23 protein-coding genes are annotated in these 23,126 nt (G+C 65.9%); 15 read left to right on the top strand and 8 right to left on the bottom strand.

What is annotated here, in order from left to right; all coding sequences use genetic code 11:
- Positions 1 to 21: 21 nt before the first annotated feature.
- The 3 genes from AX672_RS07750 to AX672_RS07740 form a co-directional block, all read right to left on the bottom strand.
- Complete coding sequence (locus tag AX672_RS07750) at positions 22 to 201, bottom strand: YegP family protein (protein ID WP_066650559.1); 180 nt, start codon at positions 199 to 201, stop codon at positions 22 to 24.
- A gap of 78 nt (positions 202 to 279) precedes the next feature.
- Entirely contained in the window at positions 280 to 1,365 is a 1,086-nt protein-coding gene (locus tag AX672_RS07745; protein ID WP_066650554.1) for an NAD(P)/FAD-dependent oxidoreductase, read from the bottom strand.
- Positions 1,362 to 2,306, bottom strand: a complete 945-nt coding sequence (locus AX672_RS07740; protein ID WP_066650552.1) for an alpha/beta fold hydrolase — start codon at positions 2,304 to 2,306, stop codon at positions 1,362 to 1,364. The genes AX672_RS07745 and AX672_RS07740 overlap by 4 nt, the downstream gene beginning before the upstream one ends.
- A gap of 48 nt (positions 2,307 to 2,354) precedes the next feature.
- On the opposite strand from AX672_RS07740, the gene AX672_RS07735 reads away from it, so the two are divergent.
- From AX672_RS07735 to AX672_RS07700, 8 genes are all read left to right on the top strand, one after another.
- Positions 2,355 to 2,828, top strand: a complete 474-nt coding sequence (locus AX672_RS07735) for an A24 family peptidase (protein WP_168727384.1) — start codon at positions 2,355 to 2,357, stop codon at positions 2,826 to 2,828.
- 50 nt (positions 2,829 to 2,878) lie between these two features.
- The gene (cpaB, locus tag AX672_RS07730) at positions 2,879 to 3,934 is read left to right on the top strand and encodes a Flp pilus assembly protein CpaB (protein ID WP_066650550.1); all 1,056 of its coding nucleotides are present in this window, start codon (positions 2,879 to 2,881) and stop codon (positions 3,932 to 3,934) included.
- Position 3,935: 1 nt separating this feature from the next.
- Positions 3,936 to 5,687: a type II and III secretion system protein family protein gene (locus tag AX672_RS07725; protein ID WP_082730442.1), complete on the top strand. Its 1,752-nt coding sequence runs from the start codon at positions 3,936 to 3,938 to the stop codon at positions 5,685 to 5,687.
- 26 nt (positions 5,688 to 5,713) lie between these two features.
- Positions 5,714 to 6,346, top strand: a complete 633-nt coding sequence (locus AX672_RS07720) for a CpaD family pilus assembly protein (protein WP_066650548.1) — start codon at positions 5,714 to 5,716, stop codon at positions 6,344 to 6,346.
- Positions 6,346 to 7,659, top strand: coding sequence for an AAA family ATPase (locus tag AX672_RS07715; RefSeq protein ID WP_066650546.1), 1,314 nt, complete (start codon positions 6,346 to 6,348; stop codon positions 7,657 to 7,659). Before AX672_RS07720 ends, AX672_RS07715 begins: the two co-directional genes overlap by 1 nt.
- Positions 7,660 to 7,707: 48 nt before the next feature.
- Positions 7,708 to 8,682 (top strand): type II secretion system F family protein, encoded by a 975-nt coding sequence (locus AX672_RS07710; protein ID WP_066650544.1) that lies wholly within the window; start codon positions 7,708 to 7,710, stop codon positions 8,680 to 8,682.
- Positions 8,683 to 8,694: 12 nt separating this feature from the next.
- A complete protein-coding gene (locus tag AX672_RS07705) occupies positions 8,695 to 9,711 on the top strand; it encodes a type II secretion system F family protein (RefSeq protein WP_202189276.1) in 1,017 nt (338 codons plus the stop codon).
- 109 nt (positions 9,712 to 9,820) lie between these two features.
- Positions 9,821 to 10,309 (top strand): hypothetical protein, encoded by a 489-nt coding sequence (locus tag AX672_RS07700; RefSeq protein WP_202189275.1) that lies wholly within the window; start codon positions 9,821 to 9,823, stop codon positions 10,307 to 10,309.
- Here AX672_RS07700 and AX672_RS07695 read toward each other — a convergent pair.
- Positions 10,283 to 10,822, bottom strand: a complete 540-nt coding sequence (locus AX672_RS07695; protein WP_066650540.1) for a DUF1254 domain-containing protein — start codon at positions 10,820 to 10,822, stop codon at positions 10,283 to 10,285. The two genes, AX672_RS07700 and AX672_RS07695, sit on opposite strands and share 27 nt — an antisense overlap.
- The gene (locus tag AX672_RS07690) at positions 10,819 to 11,394 is read right to left on the bottom strand and encodes a DUF1214 domain-containing protein (protein ID WP_066650538.1); all 576 of its coding nucleotides are present in this window, start codon (positions 11,392 to 11,394) and stop codon (positions 10,819 to 10,821) included. Before AX672_RS07690 ends, AX672_RS07695 begins: the two co-directional genes overlap by 4 nt.
- 240 nt (positions 11,395 to 11,634) lie before the next feature.
- On the opposite strand from AX672_RS07690, the gene AX672_RS07685 reads away from it, so the two are divergent.
- Complete coding sequence (locus AX672_RS07685; RefSeq protein WP_066650536.1) at positions 11,635 to 12,921, top strand: serine hydrolase domain-containing protein; 1,287 nt, start codon at positions 11,635 to 11,637, stop codon at positions 12,919 to 12,921.
- A gap of 21 nt (positions 12,922 to 12,942) precedes the next feature.
- Here the strand turns inward: AX672_RS07685 and ppdK are convergent, their stop codons facing one another.
- The 3 genes from ppdK to AX672_RS07670 all read right to left on the bottom strand — a co-directional run bounded on the left by ppdK (position 12,943) and on the right by AX672_RS07670 (position 19,063).
- Complete coding sequence (ppdK, locus tag AX672_RS07680) at positions 12,943 to 15,654, bottom strand: pyruvate, phosphate dikinase (RefSeq protein WP_066650535.1); 2,712 nt, start codon at positions 15,652 to 15,654, stop codon at positions 12,943 to 12,945.
- A 77-nt stretch (positions 15,655 to 15,731) separates the two neighbouring features.
- Entirely contained in the window at positions 15,732 to 18,089 is a 2,358-nt protein-coding gene (gene glyS, locus AX672_RS07675) for a glycine--tRNA ligase subunit beta (RefSeq protein WP_066650586.1), read from the bottom strand.
- Complete coding sequence (locus AX672_RS07670) at positions 18,086 to 19,063, bottom strand: glycine--tRNA ligase subunit alpha (protein WP_066650527.1); 978 nt, start codon at positions 19,061 to 19,063, stop codon at positions 18,086 to 18,088. The genes glyS and AX672_RS07670 overlap by 4 nt, the downstream gene beginning before the upstream one ends.
- A gap of 335 nt (positions 19,064 to 19,398) precedes the next feature.
- On the opposite strand from AX672_RS07670, the gene AX672_RS07665 reads away from it, so the two are divergent.
- The 6 genes from AX672_RS07665 (at position 19,399) to AX672_RS07640 (ending at position 23,083) form a co-directional block, all read left to right on the top strand.
- On the top strand, positions 19,399 to 19,602 hold the full coding sequence (locus AX672_RS07665; protein ID WP_066650525.1) for a helix-turn-helix transcriptional regulator: 204 nt from the start codon (positions 19,399 to 19,401) through the stop codon (positions 19,600 to 19,602).
- Entirely contained in the window at positions 19,580 to 20,035 is a 456-nt protein-coding gene (locus tag AX672_RS07660; protein ID WP_168727383.1) for a hypothetical protein, read from the top strand. Before AX672_RS07665 ends, AX672_RS07660 begins: the two co-directional genes overlap by 23 nt.
- A 1-nt stretch (position 20,036) precedes the next feature.
- Positions 20,037 to 20,528: a hypothetical protein gene (locus tag AX672_RS07655; RefSeq protein WP_066650518.1), complete on the top strand. Its 492-nt coding sequence runs from the start codon at positions 20,037 to 20,039 to the stop codon at positions 20,526 to 20,528.
- Positions 20,529 to 20,582: 54 nt separating this feature from the next.
- On the top strand, positions 20,583 to 21,494 hold the full coding sequence (locus AX672_RS07650) for a TraB/GumN family protein (protein ID WP_331711181.1): 912 nt from the start codon (positions 20,583 to 20,585) through the stop codon (positions 21,492 to 21,494).
- Between the two features lie 2 nt (positions 21,495 to 21,496).
- Positions 21,497 to 22,357 carry a TraB/GumN family protein gene (locus AX672_RS07645; RefSeq protein ID WP_066650516.1) on the top strand — a complete coding sequence of 287 codons (861 nt, stop codon included), beginning with the start codon at positions 21,497 to 21,499 and terminating at the stop codon, positions 22,355 to 22,357.
- A 111-nt stretch (positions 22,358 to 22,468) separates the two neighbouring features.
- Positions 22,469 to 23,083: a 50S ribosomal protein L25/general stress protein Ctc gene (locus tag AX672_RS07640; protein ID WP_066650515.1), complete on the top strand. Its 615-nt coding sequence runs from the start codon at positions 22,469 to 22,471 to the stop codon at positions 23,081 to 23,083.
- Positions 23,084 to 23,126: the final 43 nt, after the last annotated feature.

Below are 23,126 nucleotides of genomic sequence, written 5' to 3'. Positions count from 1 at the left end.
AACGAATGAGGTCGATGATCGTCAGTCCAGATTCTCTTCGATCTCGGCGCCGGGGCCGTTCTTCTTGATCGATTCGATGGCGTTGATGGCCGATGCCTTGCTGGTATAGCCTTCGGTCCAGAACATCAATTCACTGTTATATTTGAATTTTGCGACGAACTCGCCGGCCTTGTTCTTTTCGATCACGAACTTGTGTGCCATTTTCTCGCTCCCCTCGGGTCAACTGAGCCGCCGAAGGTTAGCGCAGCGGTTCCCCGCGCGCCAGTCGGGCCGAACCACTCAGCCGAAGCGAGTCGGCGCGTAGCGCGTCGGATCGATCGCCGCGACCGGGGCTGGCGGCGCCACCTCGCGCAACTGGGCAGCGCCCAGCATCGCCGCTGCGGGGGCGGTCTGGATGCCGAAGCCACCTTGTCCAGCAAACCAGAAGAAGCCCGGCGCCGAGCGATCGAAGCCGATCACCGGCAACCGGTCGGGCGCAAAGGTGCGCAGCCCCGCCCAGCGCCGTTCGACGGCGGCCACGCGCCAGTCGACCACCTGCTCGAACCGGTCGATCGCGATGGCGATGTCGATTTCCTCAGGCGCGGCATCGCACGGCGGTGAGGGAATTTCGTCATGCGGGCTCAGCCACAGCCGACCGCCCGGCTCGGGCTTGAAATAGAAACTGCCGCCGATGTGCGCGACGTGCGGCATGCCGTCGGGCGCCGCCGGATCGGTCCGCAGCTGCGCCATCGTGCGCCGATAGGGCGCCAGACCGAGAGGTGCAGCCCCCGCCGCTTGCGCGACCACGTCGGCCCAGGCCCCAGCCGCATTGGCAATGACGCCCGCCTCCCAACGGCCGCCGGTCGTCTCGATTTGCCAGCCGTTCGCAAGCCGGGTCGCTGCCGTCAGCCCGGCGCGCACGACAATCTCGGCACCGGCTTTGCGTGCACGCGCAAGGTAATGCTGATGCAGCCCGGCGACATCGATGTACGCGCAGCTCGGTTCGCTGATGCCGATCGTCCAGTCGGCGCGCAGCCCCGGTACCTGCGCGCGCGGATCGACCTGCTCCAGCGCGATGCCGCTGGCGGCAAAGGCTGCGACAAAGGCATCGGCGGCGGCAGCATCCTCGGCGCGACCGATGTGGAGCGAGCCGAGCGGCTGCAGGAAGCCGTGGCGCTCCAGATACGCCCCCGACGCGCTGGTCAGCGGCTGGACGCCGGGACCGCCATAGGTTTCGGACCAGAAGGCAGCCGACCGCCCGGTCGCGTGATAGCCGGGTGCATCCTCTGCCTCAATCAGCAGGACATTGGCGTGCTCGGCCAGTTCGGCGGCAAGACTCGCCCCGGCGATTCCCGCACCGACAACGGCAATGTCGAACCGCTTCATGCAGCCGGCACGCGCGCGGCAAGGAACAGGTCGGTTTCGGCAATCGCGCGATTGCGAACCGCGTCGACCTCGCGCAGCACTTCATGCGCGGCCTCGTCGCCAAAGCGCACCAATCGGGCATCGGGCAGCCGCCCGGCGATTGCGACCGCCACGCGCGCGTCGACCAGCGCATCGGCCATCGGCGCCAGCACCAGCACCGGGACCGCGAGCGTTTTGAGGCGTGTATCGCTGCGAAGCGCCTGCGTGGAGGCAAAGGCGGCGATCACCCAGCGCCAGCTCGGCGGGCCCAGCACGAGCTCGGGCTTGCTGTGCTGCCACCACAGTTCATCGGCATAGCGGTCGAGATCATGCGTCAACAGGCTCTGGCGGGTTTCGGTCGCGCCCGGCTTTTCATTCTCGCGCCACGCCGCCCGCGCACCATTGCCAATGTTGCCGATGATGCCGGCGATCCGCGACCCGAGCCAGGGCCCGAACGCGCTCTTCAGGCCGAGCATCGGCGCGACCAGCACGGCCGCGTCGGGACGAATGACGCCCTCCACCAGCCCGCGCAGGATAAGGTGGCCGCCCATCGAATGCCCCATCACCACCGTTGGCCCCTGCCCTTCCGCCACCCAACCGTGCCAGAATTCGGCAAGATCGCGGATGTAATCGGCGAAATCATCGACATGGCCAACGCGCGGATCAGGCGACAAGCGACCCGATCCACCCTGCCCGCGCCAGTCGAACGAGGTGATCGACCAGCCCTGTGCGTGCCAGTGCGCGAACAGTTCCAGATATTTCTCGGGGATGTCACCGCGCCCACCCTGAAACAGGATGCGACCGCGCGCCCTGCCTTCGGCGGGCCAGTCGAAGCGGCGGAGCGACCAGCCATCGGCCGCCACCCAGGAGGAAAAACGCGCCGCAGCAGGAATCGCTCGGCGGTACAACGCGGATGAGGCCATGGCGCTTGGTTACTTTTTGGAAAGCCCTGTCGTCTAGCACGTAAATCTATGACGTGGGGCAATTTGTCAGTCATCCTGCCAGTCGTGCTGGCCGTACTGCTTCTGTCCTGCGGGATCGAGGATGCGCGGCTGCGCACGATTGCCAATTGGAAGAACGCGGTAATCGCGCTGCTCGCGCCGCTGTGGTGGTGGGCGGCGGGGTTCGCGCTGTGGCCCGACATTGCCTTGCAGATCGGCATTGCGCTTGCGGTTTTCGCGTTTTTCACCGGCGCTTTCGCGCTTGGGCAGATGGGCGGCGGCGATGTGAAGCTGATCGGCGCGCTCGCGCTGTGGTTTCCGTGGCCCGCGCTCGTCGGGCTGCTGATGGTGATGGCGCTGGTCGGTGGCGCCGTCACCTTGCTGGTCGCCGCCGAGCGTTGGTGGCGCAAGGCCGATGGACCAGTTGAAATTCCTTACGGCGTGGCGATCGCAATCGCCGGGCTGCTCGCGGTGCGTGAACCGCTTCTTAACCAATTTACGTGAAGGGTAGGCGCAGGATCAGGTGATCCGCGTCCACAGGGGTGCAAGACGTCATGGATGTTCGCAAGATCGTATTGCTCGTTGGCGCGTTGCTGGTCGCCGCGATAACCGCGTTCATGGCGCGCAGCCTGCTTGTCGGCAGTGCGGCGCCCGGCGCCAGCGCCGTTGGCGCGCCCGCGCCCGTGGTCAACGGGCCCGAAGTGCTCGTCGCGACCCGCGCGCTGCCGGTCGGCACCATCCTCGACGCGACCGCCGTCAAGTTTCAGCCCTGGCCGCAGGAGCTGGTCGATCCCAAGGCCTATTTCGTGAAGGGCCAGGGCGACACCGATCTCAAGAAATTGCAGGGCACCGTCGTGCGCTTCGCCGTCACCGCGGGCCAGCCGCTGACGCAGGGCGCATTGGTGAAGCCGGGCGATCGCGGCTTCCTTGCCGCCGCACTCGGGCCGGGCATGCGCGCCGTCACCGTGCCGGTGTCGACCCAGTCGGCGGTTGCCGGCTTCGTGTTCCCGGGCGATCGGATCGACCTGATGCTGACGCAGTCGGTTGCTGGTGGCGGCGATGGCCCGCCGCTGAAGGTCACCGAGACCGTGCTGAAGAATCTGCGCGTGCTCGCAACCGACCAGCGCACCGACAACACCGTCGACGACAATGGCAAGACGGTGGTGCGCACCTATTCGACGGTCACCGTCGAAGCGACGCCGAAGCTCGCCGAAAAGATCGCAGTTACGCAGAACCTGGGCGGTACGCTCACGGTCGCGCTGCGCTCGATCGCCGACAATGCTGCCGAACTCGAAGAGGCGATCGCGTCGGGCGCGGTATCGGTGCCAGCCGGCAACGATCCCAAGGCCGAACGCGCGATGATGGCAAAGGCCGAAGGCGAAGGCACCGCCAGCAAGAACAGCTATGCGACCGGTGCCGATGTCTCGCGCTTCCAGCGCTCGACCGTGCCCGGCAAGCCTGCCGGTGGCCTGAACGCGCTCGGTGGTCCGGTGACTCCGCCGGCTGCGCCCACCGCGCCCTATCCCGGCGCTGCGGCGCCCAAAGGTCCGGTCATTCGTGTGACGCGGGGCAATAACGTGACCGAAGTTCCGATTGGGGGGAAGAACTGAGATGCGCCCGACCATCCTGCAACGCACGCTGCGGACGACCGTCGCAACGGCGCTGATCGTCAGCACGCCGTTGGCGCTGTGGGCGCAGACGGCGCGCCCCCGGCCCGTTACGCCCACGCGTCCGATGCCGCCGCGGCCGATGGCGACGCACTATTCGCAACTGCCAGCCGGCGTCCAGCGGCCGACCAACGAAGTCAAGCTGTCGATCGGCGAGGGCGAACTCATCACGCTGCCGTCGGCGGCTACCGATGTCTGGATTTCCAATCCGACCGTTGCCGATGTCTATGTCCGCAGCGCGCGCCAGCTGAACCTGTTCGGCAAGGACACCGGCGAAGCGACGATCTTTGCGACCGCCGGCGATGGCCGCGTTGTCTATGCCGCCAGCGTCCGCGTCAGCCAGAACCTGACCTCGATTGATCGCATGATGAAGCTGGCGATGCCCGATGCCGACATCCGCATCACGACGGTTGGCCAGATCGCAGTGCTGACCGGCACCGTCGCGACGCCTGACGATATTTCGCAGGCGCAATCGCTCGCCGCGTCGCTGCTCAACCCCGGTGTCGACGTGTCGGCTCCCGGCGCGCAGCTCAAGATCGTCGTGATCAACCGGCTGAGGACGGCGACGCCGCTGCAGGTCCAGCTGCACGTCAAGATCGCCGAAGTGAGCCGCACCTTCGTCAAGAACATCAGCAGCAACATTGCGACCAAGGACTCGACGGGCGGCTTCTCGTTCGGCGTCGGTTCGGGCCGCTCGCCCGGTGCAGTGACGCCGGCCGACCTTGCCACTTATCCGACCGCAACCATTCCGACCGCGAATGGCGGGACGATCACGGGCCCTTATGACCCTTCGACCGGCCAATTCATCAATCCGCGCGGATCGAGCATCTCGGAAATCGCCAAGAGCGCGACGGCCTTCACCACGCTCGGCCTTGCCGGCAAGCTGTTCGGGCTCGACATTCTGCAGGCGATCGACCTTGGCGAACGCAACGGTCAGGTCTCGACGCTGGCCGAACCCAATCTGACCGCACTGTCGGGCGAAACCAGCTCGTTCCTGGCGGGCGGCGAATTCCCGATCCCGATCAGCCAGGGCTTAGGCGCGGTGTCGGTCGAATATAAGCAGTACGGCATCAGCCTTGCTTATACGCCGACGGTGCTTGCCGATGGCCGCATCAGCCTGCGCGTGCGCCCCGAAGTGTCGCAGCTGACCAGCTCGGGCGCTGTGCAGATCAACGGCACGACGATCCCTGCGCTCAGCACCCGCCGCGCCGAAACGACGGTCGAGCTCGGCTCGGGCCAGAGCATGATGATCGCGGGCCTGCTCCAGAACGACCACAACAACTCGATCGAGCAGACGCCGGGGCTCGGCAACATCCCGATCGTCGGGTCGCTGTTCCGCTCGAACGGCTTCCAGCGCAACGAAACCGAACTGGTGATCGTGATTACGCCCTATCTGGTGAAGCCGGTCCACGCCAACGACATCGTGCTGCCGACCGATGGCTATAAGGCACCGACCGATCTGGGCCGCGTGTTCCTTGGCCAGCTCGGTGGCGGCACCAGCGGCGGCGAACGGCCCAAGCCGTCGATGGCGCCACCGCAGACCGTCGTTGCGCCGTCGCTCGGCCTCACTGCCGGCCCCGAAGTTGCCCCGGCATCGCAAACGCCGCCTGCGGCACCGGCCCGGCGTGAGGAGAAGGTCGTCCTGCCCGAACCGCGCAAGTCGCCCGGCGCCGCCCCCGGATTCAACCTGCAATGATCGCCCGTCGTCCTCAGGAGAAAGCCATGCGCACCCGTCTCTCGATGATCCTGTTCGCCGCGCCTGCCTTGCTGGTTGCAGGGTGCACGGGCACGCCCAATCGCGGGCTTGAAACCGTTCACCAGCCAGTCGTCTCGCGCACTGATTATGTCTTCGACGTTGTCACCGACGGTGGCCGCGCCTCGCCCGCCGAACTCCAGCGTCTGGTCGGCTGGATGGCGGCGCTGCGGGTCGGCTATGGCGATCGCATTGCCGTCGACGATCCGAGCGGCACCGCCAGCGGCGTTCGCGAGCAGATCGCTGGCCTGGTTGCACGCTATGGCCTGTTCCTCGAAGACAATGCGCCGATCACGGCCGCTGCAATGACGCCCGGCGCCGTCCGCGTCGTCATTACCCGCGCGGTCGCGAGCGTCCCGGGCTGCCCCGACTATAGCCGCAACGGCAATGCCGAATTCGAAGGCAATACAACGTCCAACCACGGCTGCGCGATCAATTCGAACCTCGCGGCGATGGTCGCCCAGCCCGAAGATCTGGTCCATGGCCGCGGCGCAACCGGCGCCACCGATCCGGTCACGAGCAGCAAGGCGGTCCAGCTGCTGCGCCGGACCACCAGCAGCGGGGCCAATGGCCTGAAGTCCGAAAGCACCGGAGGCAAGTAATGAACGCACCCTGGACCGGTCGCCCCGGCACCCGCGAACCCTTCGTCGGCTTTGTCTGCGACGAGACGACCGCCGAGGCGATTCGCCCGATCGCGATCGAGCTCGGCTGGGCGCCTGAAAAGGTCAACAAGGGCGGCCTGCGCAACGCCGTGCAGACGCTGTCGGTGTCGGCGAGCCCGCATGTGCTGTTCGTCGACCTGTCCGAAAGCGGCGATCCGCTCAACGACATCAACGCGCTTGCCGAAGTCTGCGAGCCCGGCACGGTGGTGATTGCCGCCGGCCAAGTCAACGACGTCCGCCTGTACCGCGATCTCGTCGCGAGCGGCATTCAGGATTATCTGCTCAAGCCTCTCAATCCCGACATGCTGCGCGAAGCCTTTGCGACCGCACAAGCGCTGCTCAATGCGCCGAAGCAGGTCGAACAGGGTGAAGAACGCCCGCATTGCTCGGTCGCCGTCATCGGCACCCGCGGCGGCGTTGGCGCTTCGTCGATTGCCACGTCGCTCGCTTGGCTGACCAGCGACAAGGCCAGCCGCACGACGGCGCTGCTCGATCTCGACGTGCATTTCGGCACCGCGGCGCTCGCGCTCGACCTCGAGCCGGGTCGCGGGCTGACCGATGCGATCGAAAACCCGAGCCGCATCGACGGTCTGTTCATCGAACGCGCGATGGTGAAGTCGAGCGAGCGGCTGTCGATCCTGTCGGCCGAAGCGCCGATCAACGCACCGATCATCAGCGATGGCGCTGCCTTCTACCAGTTGCAGGAGGAAATGCGCGTCGCGTTCGAATGCACCATCACCGACCTGCCGCGCGCGATGCTGGTCAACCATCCGCATCTGATGAGCGACGTGCAGATGGCAATCGTCGTGACCGAATTCACGCTGGCGGCGGCCCGCGACACCATCCGCATCCTGTCGTGGATGAAATCGAATGCGCCGCAGACGCAGGTGTTCGTCGTGGCGAACAAGGTCCACGCCAACGCGCCGCTCGAAATCAGCCGCAAGGATTTTGAAGGCTCGATCGAGCGCAAGGTCGATGTTGCGCTGGCATTCGACCAGAAACTTGCCGCGCAGGCGGCCAAGCTCGGCAAGCCGATGGCCGAAGTCGGCAAGGGTTCCAAGACGATGGCGCCGCTCGCCGACCTCTCGTCGCGATTGCTGGCGTTGGCCGATGGCGGTGCCGAGCCGGTCGGCAAGGGCAAGAACAAGGGCAGTGCCAAGCCGGCCACGGCTGAAGGCGGCGCATCATCGCTGATGGGCAAGTTTGGCGATCTCAAGTCGCTGATGCCGAAGCGCACTGCCAAGGCAAAGTAAGTTGGTCAGCCCGCGGCTGCAGGCGCGGGCGAAAGTGGGAGTAGCGAAGTGCCGGTGATGACGGTGGCCATGTTGGCAACGGGCGCGCTGGTCGTGCTCTTGATGCTCGTCTTCGCCTTTGCCGGCCCGTCGCCCCAGCGCGCGAAGGCACGCCGGCTGAAGACCGTCGCCGATCGCCACAATGGTTCGACTGGCGCGGTTGTCGAAGCGCAGCTTCGCCGCATCACCGCCAACCGCGCGACCCGCGTCGAAACTGCCTTTTCCAGCATCCTTCCCAACCCCGCGCTGCTGCGCAAACGGCTGTCGCAGACCGGCAAGACCTGGACCGTCGGCCAATATGGCATGGCGACGCTCGGCCTGTTCATCGTGGTCGCGTTGCTCGTCTGGCTGCGCGGCGGACCGATTCTGCTCGCGCTCGGGCTCGGCGTAATTGTCGGCGCGGGTTTGCCGCATCTCGTGGTCGGCTTCTTCATCGGTCGGCGCATCAAGCAGTTCAACGCGAAATTCCCCGATGCGATCGAACTGCTCGTGCGCGGCTTGCGCTCGGGTCTACCGATCGGCGAGACGATGGCGGTGGTCGGCGCCGAGGTCGATGGCCCGGTCGGCGTCGAGTTCCGTTCCATCACCGACAAGATGAAGATCGGCCGCACGATGGACGCGGCGCTTCAGGACACTGCCGACCGGCTCGGCACGCCTGAATTCCAGTTCTTCGTCATCACCATCGCCATCCAGCGCGAAACCGGCGGCAACTTGGCTGAAACGCTCGCCAATCTGGCGACGGTGCTGCGCCAGCGCGGCCAGATGAAGCTGAAGATCAAGGCGATGTCGTCCGAATCCAAGGCCTCGGCCTATATCGTCGGTTCGCTGCCGTTCATCGTGTTCGGCATGATCTGGGCAATCAACGCCAGCTACATGTACGGCTTCTTCACCGACCAGCGGCTGATCGTCGCGGGTCTGGGCGGCATGGGCTGGATGGGAATCGGCGCGTTCATCATGGCGCGCATGGTCAATTTCGAAATCTGAAGGGCGCGGCGGATGTTCTTTCTTGCCAGCTTCGCAGCCACCGGCGGCCCCAAGATTCTGGGCGTCGATGTCGTTGCCGTCGCCACGATCCTGTCGGGCATCGCTGCCTTCATGGTGCTGCTTGCGATCTATGCCGCGACCACCGTGCGCGATCCGATGGCCAAGCGCGTCAAGGCGCTCAACGATCGCCGCGAACAGTTGAAGGCGGGCATCACCGCGTCGACTTCGAAGCGGCGCGCGAAGCTGGTTCGCCAGAACCAGACTACCGACACGATCCGCAACATGCTGCAGTCGCTGAAAGTGCTGCAGGACAGCCAGGTCAAGCAGGCGCAGGTAAAGCTGCTGCAGGCGGGTATCCGCTCGAAGGAATATGCGGTCGCGGTCATTTTCGGGCGGATGGTGCTGCCCGTCGTGTTCGGCGGGCTGATGCTGTACCTCGTCTATGGCACCGACATGTTTTCGGACTGGTCGCCGCTGAAGGCTTATGGCCTGGTCGCGGGCAGCTTCATCCTCGCCTACAAGGCACCCGACCTTTATCTGAAGAACAAGATCGACAATCGCTCGAACGCGATCCGCAAGGGTTTGCCCGATGCGCTCGACCTGCTCGTTATCTGCGCCGAAGCGGGTCTGACGGTCGACGCTGCATTCGGGCGTGTGGCGCGCGAACTCGGCCGCGCCTATCCCGAACTAGGCGATGAATTCACGCTGACCGCGATCGAGCTGGGTTTTCTTGCCGAGCGGCGTCAGGCGTTCGAAAACCTCGCCCAGCGCGTCGCACTCGATGCCGTCAAGGGCGTGGTGACGACGATGGTGCAAACCGAAAAATACGGCACCCCGCTCGCCAGCGCCTTGCGCGTGCTGTCGGCCGAATTCCGCAACGAACGCATGATGCGCGCCGAGGAAAAGGCCGCGCGCCTGCCCGCGATCATGACGATCCCGCTGATCCTGTTCATTCTGCCGACGCTGTTCGTCGTCATTCTGGGACCGGCGGCCTGTTCGATCTCCGACGCGTTCAAGGGCGGCATCTAGTCGCACTGTAATGGCACAGCTGCCGGTACGTCGCCGCACGCGCGGCGCTTGATAAGCGCACCGTGCCATCGCAAAAGTCGCGGGTCCGACCCGTGACTGCAGGATGGCCATGCCGCCGACGACAATAGCGCTGATTGCGATCGCCGTGGTGATTCTGCTGATCGGGATCGCGATCGGCTATTTCGGCAATGATCGCGCGGCAGTATGGCGTCGTCGCTTCGAGGATGAGCGCGACAATTATGCCGATTACCGCGCGCGCAGCGAAGCCCGCCACGCGCGGATGGTCGCCGCGCTGATGGCAGGGCCGATGCCGCTGCCGTCGACGCAAGCGCCACCGCCGTCGCCCGCAGCGCCGCTGCCGATCAGCGGCACCCGGCCCGCCCCCGAGATCACGCATATCGTCGGCATCGACGCGGCGCTTGCGGATCGGCTCGCGGCGCTCGGTGTAACGACAATCCGCGACATCGCGACGCTGACGATCGAGGACGAGCTGGCGCTTGAACTGCGCCTCGGGCTGAATGCCGGGACGATCGCGCGCGACCAGTGGCGATCGCAAGCGCAGTTGCTCGATTCAGGCCCCGCCGCGCTCGTTGGCTAGCCGACAGCGCGCCGTGCGGCGGGCAGCATCGATCGCCGCCGACGGATGGCGCCGATCGATCAGGATGCGGACCAGCGCCAGCCCGCGCGCGCCCTTGACGTTGACCGCCGTATATCCGGCAGGCGCCGACTGCCCCGGCCCCAGCACCGCCACTTTCACTGGCGCAAGTCCCGCCTGATTGTTGCGCACGAACACCGCATTGGTCTGCGAGTCGAAGATCGACAGCGACCAATAAGGCGCGTCGACCGGCGTCGCATCGATCAGCAGCGGCGCGTCCGACACATCAAAGGGGCAAGAGGAATAGAGCAGATCGGGGCTCGGCCGCACGATCGCGCGCGAAGCCGCCGTCACCAGCGGCGCATGCGCGAACGCATTGATCGCCCCTGCCTGCTGAGCGACGCGCGATACGGCGAAGCTCATCAGCGCGTGCGGGATCAGCGCCAGCGTCACCAGCCACGCGATCAGGCCGCACAACAGCCCAAACATCAGGGCACCGAGCCACCGCCGAATCATGCGCACCCCATCTTGCTGATGCGCGGCAATTGCGCCTTTGTGAAATCACCCCCGCCGCCGTCAGTCGGCAGATAGGCGCGCAGCGTCAGTTCGAACCGGGCAATGCCGCCTGTCGGCAACCACTCGCCCGCCACGCGCTTCGGCGCGATCATCACCTGCCAGCGTGCGGCCTCGGCAGGCGAGCGGCCCGCGCTGCCGATCGAATGGACCCCGGCCTCGTTCGGCACCAGATAACCTGCGCGGTCGTACAGCGTCAGGCTCCACCATTTGGCGGGCAGCGCGCCGCCGGTCACCAGATAGCGGCACTTGCCGTCGAGCGGGGCACCGCTGTCGTCGGTGGCAGCTGTATAGTAGCGCGCCTCGCTTGCCGGGAGCGCGAGCAACCCGCGCAGTGCCACCACGGCGCGGGTATAGCGGCTCGCCGCTTCGGTGCCGAAGTCGCGGCCGGTAATCCACTGGCCGATCAGATTTTGAGCACCGATCGCCCCGGCGCGGACGCTGAGCACAGCGCCGCCGCTGCCGATGACCAGCCCGGCGATCCCGCAGATCGCCAGCCGCTGCCAGTTCCTCAAGCCCGCTCCCCCGCTGTCACGCTGTCACGCTGTCACGCTGTCACGCTGTCACGCTGGCGTCATAAACGCTTCGCCCCCTCGCGCGCAATGCTGGTTGCGCCATTTGCGCGAGTCGAGGCGCGCAATCCATGCCAATGATTGTCCGATTTCGGCACTTGTCGTACCCTTGCGCTGCCGCCCCTTCAGCAGGCGCGCGTGTTGTTTGCGTTGGCGTACCCACCCACCGACAGGAGACCACGCATGCAATCCACCCTTCGCCCGGCGCTGCTAGTGATCGGCAGCGCGATCGGCGCAACAGCGCTCGCTCAAACGCCCGGATTACGGCCCAATGTGCAGACCGCAAGCCCCAGTGCCGTAGCGCTCGATGCGCAGGCTCGCTTCCCCTCGCGCCTGCCGAGCGTCCTGCAACCGCAGGTGCGCACCCCGGTGCGAGCCTGGAAGTTCAACCCGGCAACGATCAAGCTCTCACCGCAATCGGTCGCCAACCTCATCACCGCGGCCATAAACCAGAAATTTCAGGGCAAATCGGTTGGCTATTCGGTAACCGTGATCATGCCCGGCGGTGCGAGTGCCGAGGCGAATGGCGGCATGGCACGGCGCGATCCCGATTCGGCACCGCGCGGCTGGACGGGCAACGACCGTATCTCCATCGCTTCGGTCAGCAAGACGATCACCGCGGCCACGCTGATCAAGCTCGCTGCCAAGCGTGGCGTGAGCCTCGACAGCCCGGCGTGGAAGCTGCTGCCGCCGACCTGGACTTATTCGCCGACCTTCAGGGACATCACCCTGCGTCAGCTGCTGGCGCACAACAGCGGCATTCGCGCCTGCGGGATCGATTATGACGGGCTGAAAGCATGCGCTGCGGCCGGCGTGAAAATCGCCGACAAAAATCCGGGCATCCCGATCTGGACCAAATATTCGAACGCCAACTATGCGCTGATGCGGTTGATGATCGACCAACTCGAAGACAATGCGATTCCGCCGACGCCGACCCAGCAAGGTGGCCGCTACACGATGCTGGTCAACGTCAACACACTCGCGCCCGCAGGCGTTGGTAACCAGTCCTGCGCACCGCCCGCCGTCAACCCGGCGCTCAGCTACATCTCCGCGTTCGACGACAATGTCTGGAACAGCACGGCGCCGCAGAACTACAACTGGACGAAGGTGCTGCCGGGCCAGCCATGGGGCAGCATGATCGACGTTTGCGGCTCGCAGGGATGGAACCTGTCGTCGCGCCAGCTGGCGACCTTCGTCAACGCGCTGATGTTCACTGACAAGATCCTGCCGCAAACGACGGTGGAGATGATGCGCGACGAAGGGCTGGGCCTGATGTATTTCGACTTCGGCGGCGGCCTCACCGCTTACGGCCACGGCGGTTATCATCCCGCGCCCAATAACAAGGGCGAAGTGAATACCTTGATCCTGGGCTTCAACAACGGGATCAGCGTCGGGCTGGTCATCAACTCGCGCTACAAGGGCAGCTTCAGCCAGGATGTGGCCGAAGCGATCCGTGCCAACGCAAAATAACCGATCGACCGGGCGGCGCGCTCAACCGTGCGCCGCCCCTTTCGCCCGTTGCGCCAGCGCCGCTTGGGCTGCCGCCAGCCGTGCGATCGGGACGCGATAGGGCGAGGCGGAAACGTAATCGAGCCCGACCTTCTCGCAAAAAGCGATGCTTGCCGGGTCGCCGCCATGTTCGCCGCAGATGCCGAGCTTGATGTCGGCGCGCGTCGCCCGCCCGCGCTCGGCGGCAAGCTCGATCAGCGCGCCGACGCCTTCGACGTCCAAGCTGACGAACGGATCGGTCGCGTAAATGCCCTGGTCGACATAGGCGGTCAGGAAGCGCCCGGCGTCGTCGCGCGACACGCCGAGCGTGGTCTGCGTGAGATCGTTGGTGCCGAAGCTGAAGAAGGCGCCGACCTCGGCGATCTGCCCCGCCATGATCGCGGCGCGAGGCAGTTCGATCATCGTGCCGACGAGATAGTCGATCCGCTGGCCGCGCTCGGCGAAGACGGCTTCGGCCTGCGCGTCGACCACGGCCTTCATCAGTTCCAGTTCGCGGCGCGTCGCGACGAGCGGGATCATCACTTCGGGGATCGGCGCCGCGCCAGTCTTTGCCGCGACGTCGAGCGCGGCTTCGAAGATCGCGCGTGCCTGCATTTCGTAGATTTCGGGATAGGTCACGCCGAGCCGGCATCCGCGATGCCCCAGCATCGGGTTGAATTCATGCAGTTCGGCGGCGCGGCGGCGCAGCGCCTCGATGCCGATACCGGTCGCCTCCGCCACATCGGCGAATTCGCTTTCGGCGTGCGGCAGGAATTCGTGCAAGGGCGGATCGAGCAGCCGGATCGTCACCGGCAGCCCCGCCATCACGTCGAAAATCTCGGTGAAATCGGCGCGCTGCTCGGGGAGCAGTTTCTCCAGCGCGGCGCGACGCCCGGTTTCGCTGTCGGCAAGGATCATCTGGCGCACCGCCGTGATCCGGCCCGGATCGAAGAACATATGCTCGGTGCGGCACAGCCCGATGCCCTCCGCGCCGAAATCGCGCGCGGTGCGGCAATCGAGCGGGGTTTCGGCATTGGTGCGCACGCGCATCCGCCGCACCTTGTCGGCCCAGCCCATCAGCACGCCGAAATCGCCCGCGAGTTCGGGCTGCACCGTCGGCACTTCGCCCAGCATCACTTCGCCGCTCGCGCCGTCGATCGTGATCGTGTCGCCTTCGCGCACTTCGCGCGTCTGACCGGCGACGTTCACGCGCATCACCCGCGCCTTGGCATCGATCGAGATCGTCCCCGCGCCCGACACGCACGGCCGCCCCATCCCGCGCGCGACCACCGCGGCGTGGCTGGTCATGCCGCCCCGCGCGGTCAGGATGCCGCGGGCGGCGTGCATGCCGTGGATGTCCTCCGGCGAGGTTTCGATGCGCACAAGAATCACCGCATCGCCCAACCCCGCCCGGCGCTCGGCGGTCTCGCTGTCGAACACGACCACGCCCGAGGCAGCGCCCGGTGACGCGGGCAGGCCCTTGGTCAGCACATCGCGCGGCGCCTTCGGGTCGAGCGTCGGGTGCAGCAACTGATCGAGCGCGGCGGGGTCGACCCGCGCCACCGCTTCCTCCTCGGTGATCAGCCCTTCGTTGGCCATGTCGACCGCGATCTTGAGCGCAGCCGACGCCGTGCGCTTGCCCGAGCGGGTCTGGAGCATCCAGAGCTTGCCGCGCTCGACCGTGAATTCGATGTCCTGCATGTCGCGGTAATGCGTCTCCAGCAGGTCGAACACCTTCGCTAGTTCGGCATAGGTTTCGGGCATCGCCTCTTCCATGCTGAGCGGCTTGGCGCCGGCGGCTTCGCGCGCGGCTTTGGTCAGATATTGCGGCGTGCGGATGCCCGCGACCACGTCTTCGCCCTGGGCGTTGATCAGGAATTCGCCGTAATAGGCGCGGTCGCCCTTCGCCGGATCGCGGGTGAAGGCAACGCCGGTCGCGCTGGTGTCGCCCATGTTGCCGAACACCATCGCCTGGACGTTGACGGCGGTGCCCCAGTCGCCGGGAATCGCGTTCAGCTTGCGATACACCTTCGCGCGCTCCGACTGCCACGACCCGAACACCGCGCCGATCGCGCCCCACAGCTGGTCATGCACGTCTTGCGGGAACGGCTTGTCCCACAGCTTTTCGACCAGCGCCTTGTATTCGGCGACCAGCGCCTGCCAGTCCTCGGCGGTCATTTCGGTGTCGAGGAAATAGCCCTTGTCTTCCTTGGCGATTTCCAGCGCTTCCTCAAACGCGCCGTGATCGAGTTCGAGCACGACATCCGAATACATCTGGATGAAGCGGCGATAGCTGTCCCAGGCGAACCGCGCGTCACCGCTCGTCGCCGCCAGCCCGACGACGGTTTCGTCGTTGAGGCCGAGGTTGAGCACCGTGTCCATCATGCCGGGCATGGACACCCGCGCGCCCGAGCGCACCGACACCAGTAGCGGATCGGCGGCATCGCCGAAGCGCTTGGCCGTAATCCCCTCGATATGCGCGAGGCCCTCGGCGACTTCGGCGCGCAAGCTGTCGGGGAAGACCTGGCCCTCGTTCAGATAGCGCGTGCACATTTCGGTGCTGATCGTGAAGCCGGGCGGCACCGGCAGGCCGATCGATGCCATGCCGTCGAGATTGGCGCCCTTGCCACCGAGCAGTTCCTTGCCGAGCGTCTTGCCATCGGCGCCGCGCCCATCCGAAACCCCGCCGCCGAAGCGGTAGACATATCTGCTCATCGATCGTTCCCGTCAGCCGCCGCGCGGGCGGAAATTGGTTGAAAGGTCACAAAAGTTACGCCCATCGCAGGGGGGTCTCATCCCTCGATTTTCGAGAAATCGGCGACTCGGTGCACCGCATCGCGCACTTTTTCCAACAATGAAAGCCGCGCCGCGCGCTTGGCCGGGTCGGCGTCGTTGACGGTGACGCTTTCGAAAAAGGCGTCGATCGGCGCGCGCAAATTGGCGAGCGCCGCCATCGCGGCTTCAAAGTCTTCGCGCTCGACGGCGGCGGCAGCGGCAGGGGCGGCAACATCGAGCGCAGCGATGAGCGCCGCTTCGGCGGGTTCGGGGGTGTAGGGGCGTGTCCCCTCCTCCTGCCCATCAGCACCCCCGCGCACGCGGGGGTCCAAAGTCGCGGGCGACATCGCCTGTGGCTCCTGGGCTCCCGCTTCCGCGGGAGCACTGGCAGGCGCAGTAGCAACCCCCTCCTTCTTCAAGATATTCGCCGCACGCTTGTAGCCTGCGAGCAAATTCGCCCCATCCTCGGTCCCGACAAACGCCTGCAACGCCCGCACCCGCGCGAGCAGGCGGACAAGATCATCCTCCCCCCCGAGCGCGAAGACAGCGTCGATCAGGTCGTGGCGGACCCCAGCCTCGCGTTGCTGGACTTTGAGGCGGTCGGCGAAGAAGTCGAGGAGTTCCCAGACCCAGCGTTCATGTCCGCTTTTGAAGCCGCCTCTGGATTGGGGCGCTACAAAGCGCACCGATCCAAAGGCGATCCCACCACTAGGTGCAGACTGAGAGTCAGACCTTTGAATCGCCCGACCGGCCAGCTCAACAGCTTGAGCGAACACTGGCACTAAGTTCAGGCGCAAGTTGTTGATTTGGATAGTAGCCAGGATGCCCAACGCCGCTCGCCGCAACGCGAACGGATCCTTGGAACCCGTCGGCGGTAAGTCGCATCGGAAAAACCCTGCAATCGTATCCAGCTTATCCGCCAGCGACACCGCCACCGTCACCGGATCGGTCGGCACTTCGTCGCCCTGCCCGGCCGGCTTGTAGTGATCGCGGATCGCGGCGGCGACGCGGGGGTCTTCGCCTTGGGCGGCGGCGTAGTATCCGCCCATCAGCCCCTGCAACTCGGGGAATTCGCCGACCATGCCGGTGACGAGATCGGCCTTGCACAGCCGGGCGGCGCGTTCGGTGAGGTCTGCAAGTTCCTTATCCCCCTCCCGCTTGCGGGAGGGGTTAGGGGTGGGGCTATCGGCAATCGGCGCGCTCGCGGTCGGATCAGGCCCACCCCCGGCCCCTCCCGCAAGCGGGAGGGGAGAAGTAACGATTCCCTCCTCGCACAACCACCGCGCGAGTTTCGCCACGCGCTCGACCTTGTCGGCCACCGTCCGCAATTTTTCGTGGAACACGATCCGGTCGAGCTTCTTCGCCTGCTCCGCAAGCGGCACTTTCAGGTCGGTCTCGTAGAAGAATCGCGCATCGCTCAGCCTTGCGGCGAGCACCTTGCGGTTGCCCTCGACGATGCGGTCGCCGCCGTCCTCGGCGTCGATGTTGGCGGTGCAGATGAAGGCGTTCGCCAGTTTCCCGTCGGCATCGGTGCAGACGAAATATTTCTGGTTCACCCGTGCGGTCAGCTGGATCACTTCGGGCGGGACGCTGAGGAACGCTTCGTCGAAGCGGCCGAGCAGCGGCACCGGCCATTCGGTGAGCCCGGCATTTTCAGCAAGCAGCCCGGCGTCCTCGATCAGCGTGAGGCCCGCCTTGCGCGCGGCGAGCTTGGCGCCGAGCGCGATGATGTTCGCGCGTTCGTCCTGATCGACGATGACATGCGCGGCGCGGAGTTGCTCGACATAGGTCGCCGCACTGTCGATGCTGATCGGCCCGCTCGACATGAAGCGGTGGCCGACGGTCTCGCTGCCACTGGCGATTCCGGCAACCTCACAGGGCACCGTGACACCGTCCAGCAGCGCGACGATGCCTTGCAGCGGCCGCACCCAGCGCAGGCTCTCGGTGGACAGCGAGGCGGCGCCCCAGCGCATCGATTTGGGCCAGGGGAAGGCGCGGATGATCGCGGGGATCGCTTCGGCGAGCACATCGGCGGTCGCGCGGCCGGGTTTTTCGATCACCGCGAAATAGACGCCGTCGCGCTCGACGAGCTGGTCCTGCGTCAGGCCGGTCTTGCGGAGGAATCCTTCAAGCGCTTGCGGCGGCGCGCCGACCTTCGGTCCCTTGGTCTCCTCCGACACCGCCGCTGTCTGCAGCGGCAACCCGCGCGCGATCAGCGCGAGGCGGCGGGGCGTGGCGTAGGTGGTGATGTCGCTGGCGGTGATCCCGGCCCTGGCGAGTTCGGCTGTGAACAGCTTGGCGAGATCCTCGCGCGCCTTCGCCTGCATCCGCGCAGGGATTTCTTCCGAGCGAAGCTCAAGCAGAAAATCGCTCACAGCATCCACCCGGGAAAGCGGGCCTGCCATTCGGGCGTCATCCGTTCAATCCACGCCGCGCACGCGCCCTTCGCCAGATCGCGGACCTGGCCCATGTAGCTCGCGCGTTCCTGCACCGAAATGACACCGCGCGCCTGCAGCAGGTTGAAGACGTGGCTCGCCTTGATCGCCTGTTCATAGGCCGGGATCGGCAGCCCGCGCCCGAGCGAATTTTCGCATTCGGCGGTGTGCTTGCGGAACTGGTCGAACAGCGAATCGGTGTTCGCCACTTCAAAATTCCACGCGCTCATCTCGCGCTCGTTTTCGAGGAAGACGTCGCCGTAAGTCATAAAGCCCCTCCCCTTCAGGGGAGGGGTTGGGGTGGGGTGGGCGCCGGGCGACAGGCTCTGCGAGGCATCCCCCACCCCTTGCCCCTCCCCTGAAGGGGAGGGGTTTGAGCGGGGGGGATCGTTGAACGCCAGATCGTAGATGCTGTCCTTGTTCTGGATGTACATCGCCAGCCGCTCGAGCCCATAGGTCAGCTCGCCCGCGACCGGCTTGCAGTCGAAGCCGCCCATCTGCTGGAAGTAAGTGAACTGGGTCACTTCCATCCCGTCGCACCACACTTCCCAGCCCAGCCCCCATGCGCCGAGCGTCGGGCTTTCCCAGTCGTCCTCGACGAAGCGGATGTCGTGGCAGCCGAAATCGATGCCGATCGCCGCCAGCGAGCCGAGGTAGAGCTCCTGCAAGTCGGGCGGGCTCGGCTTCAGGATCACCTGATACTGGTAATAATGCTGGAGCCGGTTGGGATTCTCGCCATAGCGGCCGTCGGTCGGGCGGCGGCACGGCTGGACGAACGCGGCGTTCCACGGATCGGGGCCGAGCGCGCGCAGCGTCGTCGCGGTGTGGAACGTGCCTGCGCCCATTTCCATGTCGTAAGGCTGCAGGATCACGCAGCCCTGTTCGCTCCAATAATCGTGGAGTTTCAGGATCATGCGCTGGAAACTGAGTGGCTGGGCGGCCAAGGCGCGGGTCTTTCGCAGATGCGGCAAATTTCGCTCTCCTTTGGCGCGCGCGCCGAAGCGGGTCAATGCCCCTTCCGGCGTCCACAAGTCAGGCGACAATGACCATAAGTCAGGTCCTCTTGACATAGTCGCGAATCACTGTCATTTAGTCATGCGTGCCTGACATTTGGTGAGGCACACATGACGGAGACATTCATGTGTTCGCGTTCGACAGAGACACACCGCGACGACTGGATCGCCCTCGCCGGGGGTTTGGTCGCCTTGGCGATTTCACTCGCTTCCATTTTGGCGCATTGACCGGATCTGTGAAGAACCGGCTGAAAGTGCTGCGCGCCGAACGCGACTGGAGCCAGGCCGAACTCGGCGGGCGGCTCGGCGTGTCGCGCCAGGCAGTCAATGCAATTGAAACCGGCAAGCACGACCCTTCACTGCCGCTCGCCTTCAAGATCGGGCGGCTTTTCGACATGCCGATCGAGGAGATTTTCGATGACGGCGACAGCCATGATTGAGCCGGGCATCCGCCGTGAACTCGGCCCCGGCGAGCGCGCCGCACTGGCGCGGCAGCGGGCGCAGCGACGTACTGTTACGATAATGGTCGGCGTTGCCGTTGCTGCGTTGGTTGTACTGCCGGCGGCGCTCGGCTTTGCCGATGGCATAACCGGCGCGCCGAAGCGCGAGCCGGACTGGCTCCGCCCGGTCAGTGCCGGGCTGATCATCCTGACAGCCGTCATCGGTGGTTGGGTGCAGTGGCGCCAGCATGACGAAGTAATCCGGCGCCGCGCGATCAACGGCTATGCCGCGATCGGCCTGATCGCGCTGTTCGGCTATCCGCTGATCGGTGTGCTGGCGCCGTTCGGGATCACGCTGAAGCCCGATCTGGTGTGGGCCCTAGCAGTGGTCGGCGGCACCGCGACCTACCTCTACCAGCGGCGGGGAGGATGACATGGCAGACGAAATGCTGACCCCACTGCCAAAGGCAGCCGCCGCCACTGACCGGCCCGGTCCCGGCGAACAGGCAGCCCGCGCCCGTGAACGGTTCCATCGCAACTATCTGCTCGCTGCGGCGGCGTTCGGCGGGGTCATCGGCGGCGTACTCGCTGTCTCGACGCCAGGCACTCGCTACGCCCTCTTTGCGCTGGCCCAGGGGGAGCTTAAGCTCGATCCGCTGTTCGCGATTGTGATCGCGATTGCCGTGCTGATCGGCCTCGGCGCGCTGCCAGCCTATGGCTTCCGAACGATCGACGAAGTGAAGGTGCAGCGCAATCTCTGGTCGATGACGGCCGGCTGGTTCGTCGTCGTCGCCGGCTATCCGGTCTGGGTCGTGCTCGCCGCTGGTGGCCTCCTGCCCCGGCCAAGCGCGGTGGCACTGTTCCTATGCACCTATGGCGCAACGATGATCGCTTACTCCGTGCTGTGGCTGCGCGACCGCGGCTGATTGATTTCTCTCTTACCACCCACAAATCTGCTGAAAGGTCCTATGACGATGAAGATGTTGAAGCCCCTGCTCGGCGCGACCGCCGCGCTGGCCCTGTTGTTCGCTGGCCCCGCCACTGCGCAGACTGCCCCCGCCCCGGCTGCCGCCGCAGCGACAGTCGATGCCGACCCGGCGCTTTGGGTCCTGAAGCGCGGCGATGCGACGGTCTATCTGTTCGGGACTGTCCACGTCCTCAAGCCCGGCCTCAGCTGGTTCGACGAGGAAGTGAAGGCCGCCTTCGACCGCAGCGACCGGCTGATCCTCGAATTGCCCGATGTCGACGAAAAGGCCAGCCAGCCGGTGGTCCTGAAGCTCGCGACCGACACCACCGGCGTACCGCTGACGCAAAAGCTGCCCGCTGCCGATCGCGCTGCCTACGAAAAGGCGATGGCCGATCTCGGCATCCCGACCGCCGCGTTCGACCAGTTCGAACCGTGGTTCGCCGCCGTCAACCTCGGCCTGATCCCGCTGCTCAAGCTCGGCTATGATCCCAACAGCGGCGCTGAAAAGACGCTGCTCGCCGCCGCCAAGAAGGACCGCAAGCCCGTCGCGGGCTTCGAATCGCTCGAACAGCAGCTCGGCTATTTCGACACGATGCCGCAGCGGCTGCAGGTCAAATATCTCGGCGAAACGGTGAAGGACCTGCTCAAGGCCGGCGAGACGATCGACAAGATGGTTGCGCAATGGGCGAAGGGCGATCCCGACGCGCTCGACAAGACGCTGAACGAAGGGCTGAACGCCCAACCCGAACTGGCCAAGCTGCTGCTTGCCGATCGCAACAAACGCTGGGCCGTCGTGATCGACGACCTGCTGAGCCGCCCGGGCACGACCTTTGTCGCGGTGGGCGCAGGGCATCTGGCGGGCAAGAACAGCGTCCAGAACCAGCTCAAGCGCTATGGCATTACCGCAAAGCGCGTGAGCTACTGACGATGGCAGGCGGGCGGTGGGTCCTGATCGGGCTTGCCGCCCTGCTGCCTGGTTGCGACCGGCCGCGCCCGATCGAGGCGCGGCCGGCATTGTATCTGGTGCAGGACGCCGACACCCGGATCTGGCTGCTGGGGACAGTACATGCGCTGCCCGATCGGGTGCAGTGGGAAACGCCGGCCATTGTCGCCGCCGAGCGCGCGGCCGACACGCTGGTCACCGAATTGCCCGCGCTCGCCCCCGCTGTCGCGAGTGAAACCTTTGCGCGGATCGGCAAGGGTGAAGGCCTGCCGCCGATTGTCGACCGCGTCCCGCCCGCGCTGCGCTCCAAGCTTGAGGCGACCGCGGCGCGCGCTCGTCTGTCGCTTGCTGACCTGAACGGGATGAAGAGCTGGGCGGCAGCGCTCACCTTGGGTGCGGCACTTGCCGGTATCGACCATGGCGCGCGGCCTGCCGCCGGGGTCGAGGCCGTGATCGGCGAGCGGCTGGCGGGCAAGCCGCGGATCGGGCTGGAGACGCTTGCCGGCCAGCTCGGGTTTTTCGATGCGCTGACGGAGGACGACCAGCGCCGCCTGCTGGCGGCAAGCATCAGCGATGTGGACGGCTATCGCGCAACGCTCGATGCTTGGGCGAAGGGGGACGAAGCGCGGATCGCTGCGCTCGTCGCCCGCCCGCTCGCCGGGTCGCCGACGATCGAGGCAGTTTTGCTGACGCGCCGCAACGCGCGCTGGGCGGCATGGATCGGCGGCCGCATGGCGCAGCCGGGTCGATTGCTCGTCGCGGTCGGCGCCGGACATCTGGCCGGACCCAAATCAGTGGTCGCGCGGTTGCGCGCGGCGGGCTGGCGTGTCACCCGCGTCCAGTAATTCTTGCGCTGGCGTGCGCTTCCCGCTATGCGCCCGCGCTTCCGGTCAGGGTCATCCCTGGAGGCCTGGCCGGATTGACACCTTAATACTGCAAGATTTTCGGAGATTGGCATGAGCGAGACACTGACGCTCGCGGCCGAGACCCGTGAACAGGTTGGCAAGGGAGCCTCCCGTTCGCTGCGTCGCGAAGGCCGCGTACCCGCCGTCATTTACGGCAACAAGCAAGAACCCACGGCCATCCACGTCGAGGAAAAGGCGCTTTATCGCCTGCTGATGACGGGCCATTTCATGAATTCGGTCGTGATGATCGAGGTGGACGGCCAGACCGTCCGCACGCTGCCCAAGGACGTGGCGTTCGATCCGGTCAGCGACCGCCCGGTCCATGCCGATTTCCTGCGCATTTCCGAACATGCGACTGTCACCGTGCAGGTGCCGGTGCGCTTCACCGATGAAGACGCTTCGCCAGGCATCAAGCGCGGCGGCGTGCTCAACGTCGTCCGCCACGAACTCGAGCTGATCGTCGATGCCGCCGAAATCCCCGACGACGTCGAAGTGTCGCTGAAGGGCTTCAACGTCGGCGAGTCGATCCACATCTCGAACGTGACGCTGCCGAAGGGCGCCAAGAGCGCGATCGACGACCGCGACTTCACGATCGCGACGATCGTCGCCCCGTCGGCGCTTAAGTCGAGCGAAGGCGGCGAAGCGGACGAAGGCGCCGCGGCGTAATATTTGAGGGCCAAGCCCCTCCCCTTCAGGGGAGGGGTTGGGG

It is taken from the genome of Sphingomonas sp. CCH10-B3, assembly GCF_001556185.1.
GTDB lineage: Bacteria > Pseudomonadota > Alphaproteobacteria > Sphingomonadales > Sphingomonadaceae > Sphingomonas > Sphingomonas aquatica.
Note: the sequence above shows the minus strand (reverse complement) of the source record. Positions and strands in the feature narration are given on the sequence as shown.

Excerpts from the sequence above, each read along its gene's own strand:
- AX672_RS07750 (WP_066650559.1), bottom strand. The coding sequence starts at position 201 with ATGGCACACAAGTTCGTGATCGAAAAGAACAAGGCCGGCGAGTTCGTC.
- AX672_RS07745 (WP_066650554.1), bottom strand. The coding sequence starts at position 1,365 with ATGAAGCGGTTCGACATTGCCGTTGTCGGTGCGGGAATCGCCGGGGCG.
- AX672_RS07740 (WP_066650552.1), bottom strand. The coding sequence starts at position 2,306 with ATGGCCTCATCCGCGTTGTACCGCCGAGCGATTCCTGCTGCGGCGCGT.
- AX672_RS07735 (WP_168727384.1), top strand. The coding sequence starts at position 2,355 with ATGACGTGGGGCAATTTGTCAGTCATCCTGCCAGTCGTGCTGGCCGTA.
- cpaB (WP_066650550.1), top strand. The coding sequence starts at position 2,879 with ATGGATGTTCGCAAGATCGTATTGCTCGTTGGCGCGTTGCTGGTCGCC.
- AX672_RS07725 (WP_082730442.1), top strand. The coding sequence starts at position 3,936 with ATGCGCCCGACCATCCTGCAACGCACGCTGCGGACGACCGTCGCAACG.
- AX672_RS07720 (WP_066650548.1), top strand. The coding sequence starts at position 5,714 with ATGCGCACCCGTCTCTCGATGATCCTGTTCGCCGCGCCTGCCTTGCTG.
- AX672_RS07715 (WP_066650546.1), top strand. The coding sequence starts at position 6,346 with ATGAACGCACCCTGGACCGGTCGCCCCGGCACCCGCGAACCCTTCGTC.
- AX672_RS07705 (WP_202189276.1), top strand. The coding sequence starts at position 8,695 with ATGTTCTTTCTTGCCAGCTTCGCAGCCACCGGCGGCCCCAAGATTCTG.
- AX672_RS07700 (WP_202189275.1), top strand. The coding sequence starts at position 9,821 with ATGCCGCCGACGACAATAGCGCTGATTGCGATCGCCGTGGTGATTCTG.
- AX672_RS07695 (WP_066650540.1), bottom strand. The coding sequence starts at position 10,822 with ATGATTCGGCGGTGGCTCGGTGCCCTGATGTTTGGGCTGTTGTGCGGC.
- AX672_RS07685 (WP_066650536.1), top strand. The coding sequence starts at position 11,635 with ATGCAATCCACCCTTCGCCCGGCGCTGCTAGTGATCGGCAGCGCGATC.
- ppdK (WP_066650535.1), bottom strand. The coding sequence starts at position 15,654 with ATGAGCAGATATGTCTACCGCTTCGGCGGCGGGGTTTCGGATGGGCGC.
- AX672_RS07670 (WP_066650527.1), bottom strand. The coding sequence starts at position 19,063 with ATGATCCTGAAACTCCACGATTATTGGAGCGAACAGGGCTGCGTGATC.
- AX672_RS07660 (WP_168727383.1), top strand. The coding sequence starts at position 19,580 with ATGACGGCGACAGCCATGATTGAGCCGGGCATCCGCCGTGAACTCGGC.
- AX672_RS07655 (WP_066650518.1), top strand. The coding sequence starts at position 20,037 with ATGGCAGACGAAATGCTGACCCCACTGCCAAAGGCAGCCGCCGCCACT.
- AX672_RS07650 (WP_331711181.1), top strand. The coding sequence starts at position 20,583 with ATGTTGAAGCCCCTGCTCGGCGCGACCGCCGCGCTGGCCCTGTTGTTC.
- AX672_RS07645 (WP_066650516.1), top strand. The coding sequence starts at position 21,497 with ATGGCAGGCGGGCGGTGGGTCCTGATCGGGCTTGCCGCCCTGCTGCCT.
- AX672_RS07640 (WP_066650515.1), top strand. The coding sequence starts at position 22,469 with ATGAGCGAGACACTGACGCTCGCGGCCGAGACCCGTGAACAGGTTGGC.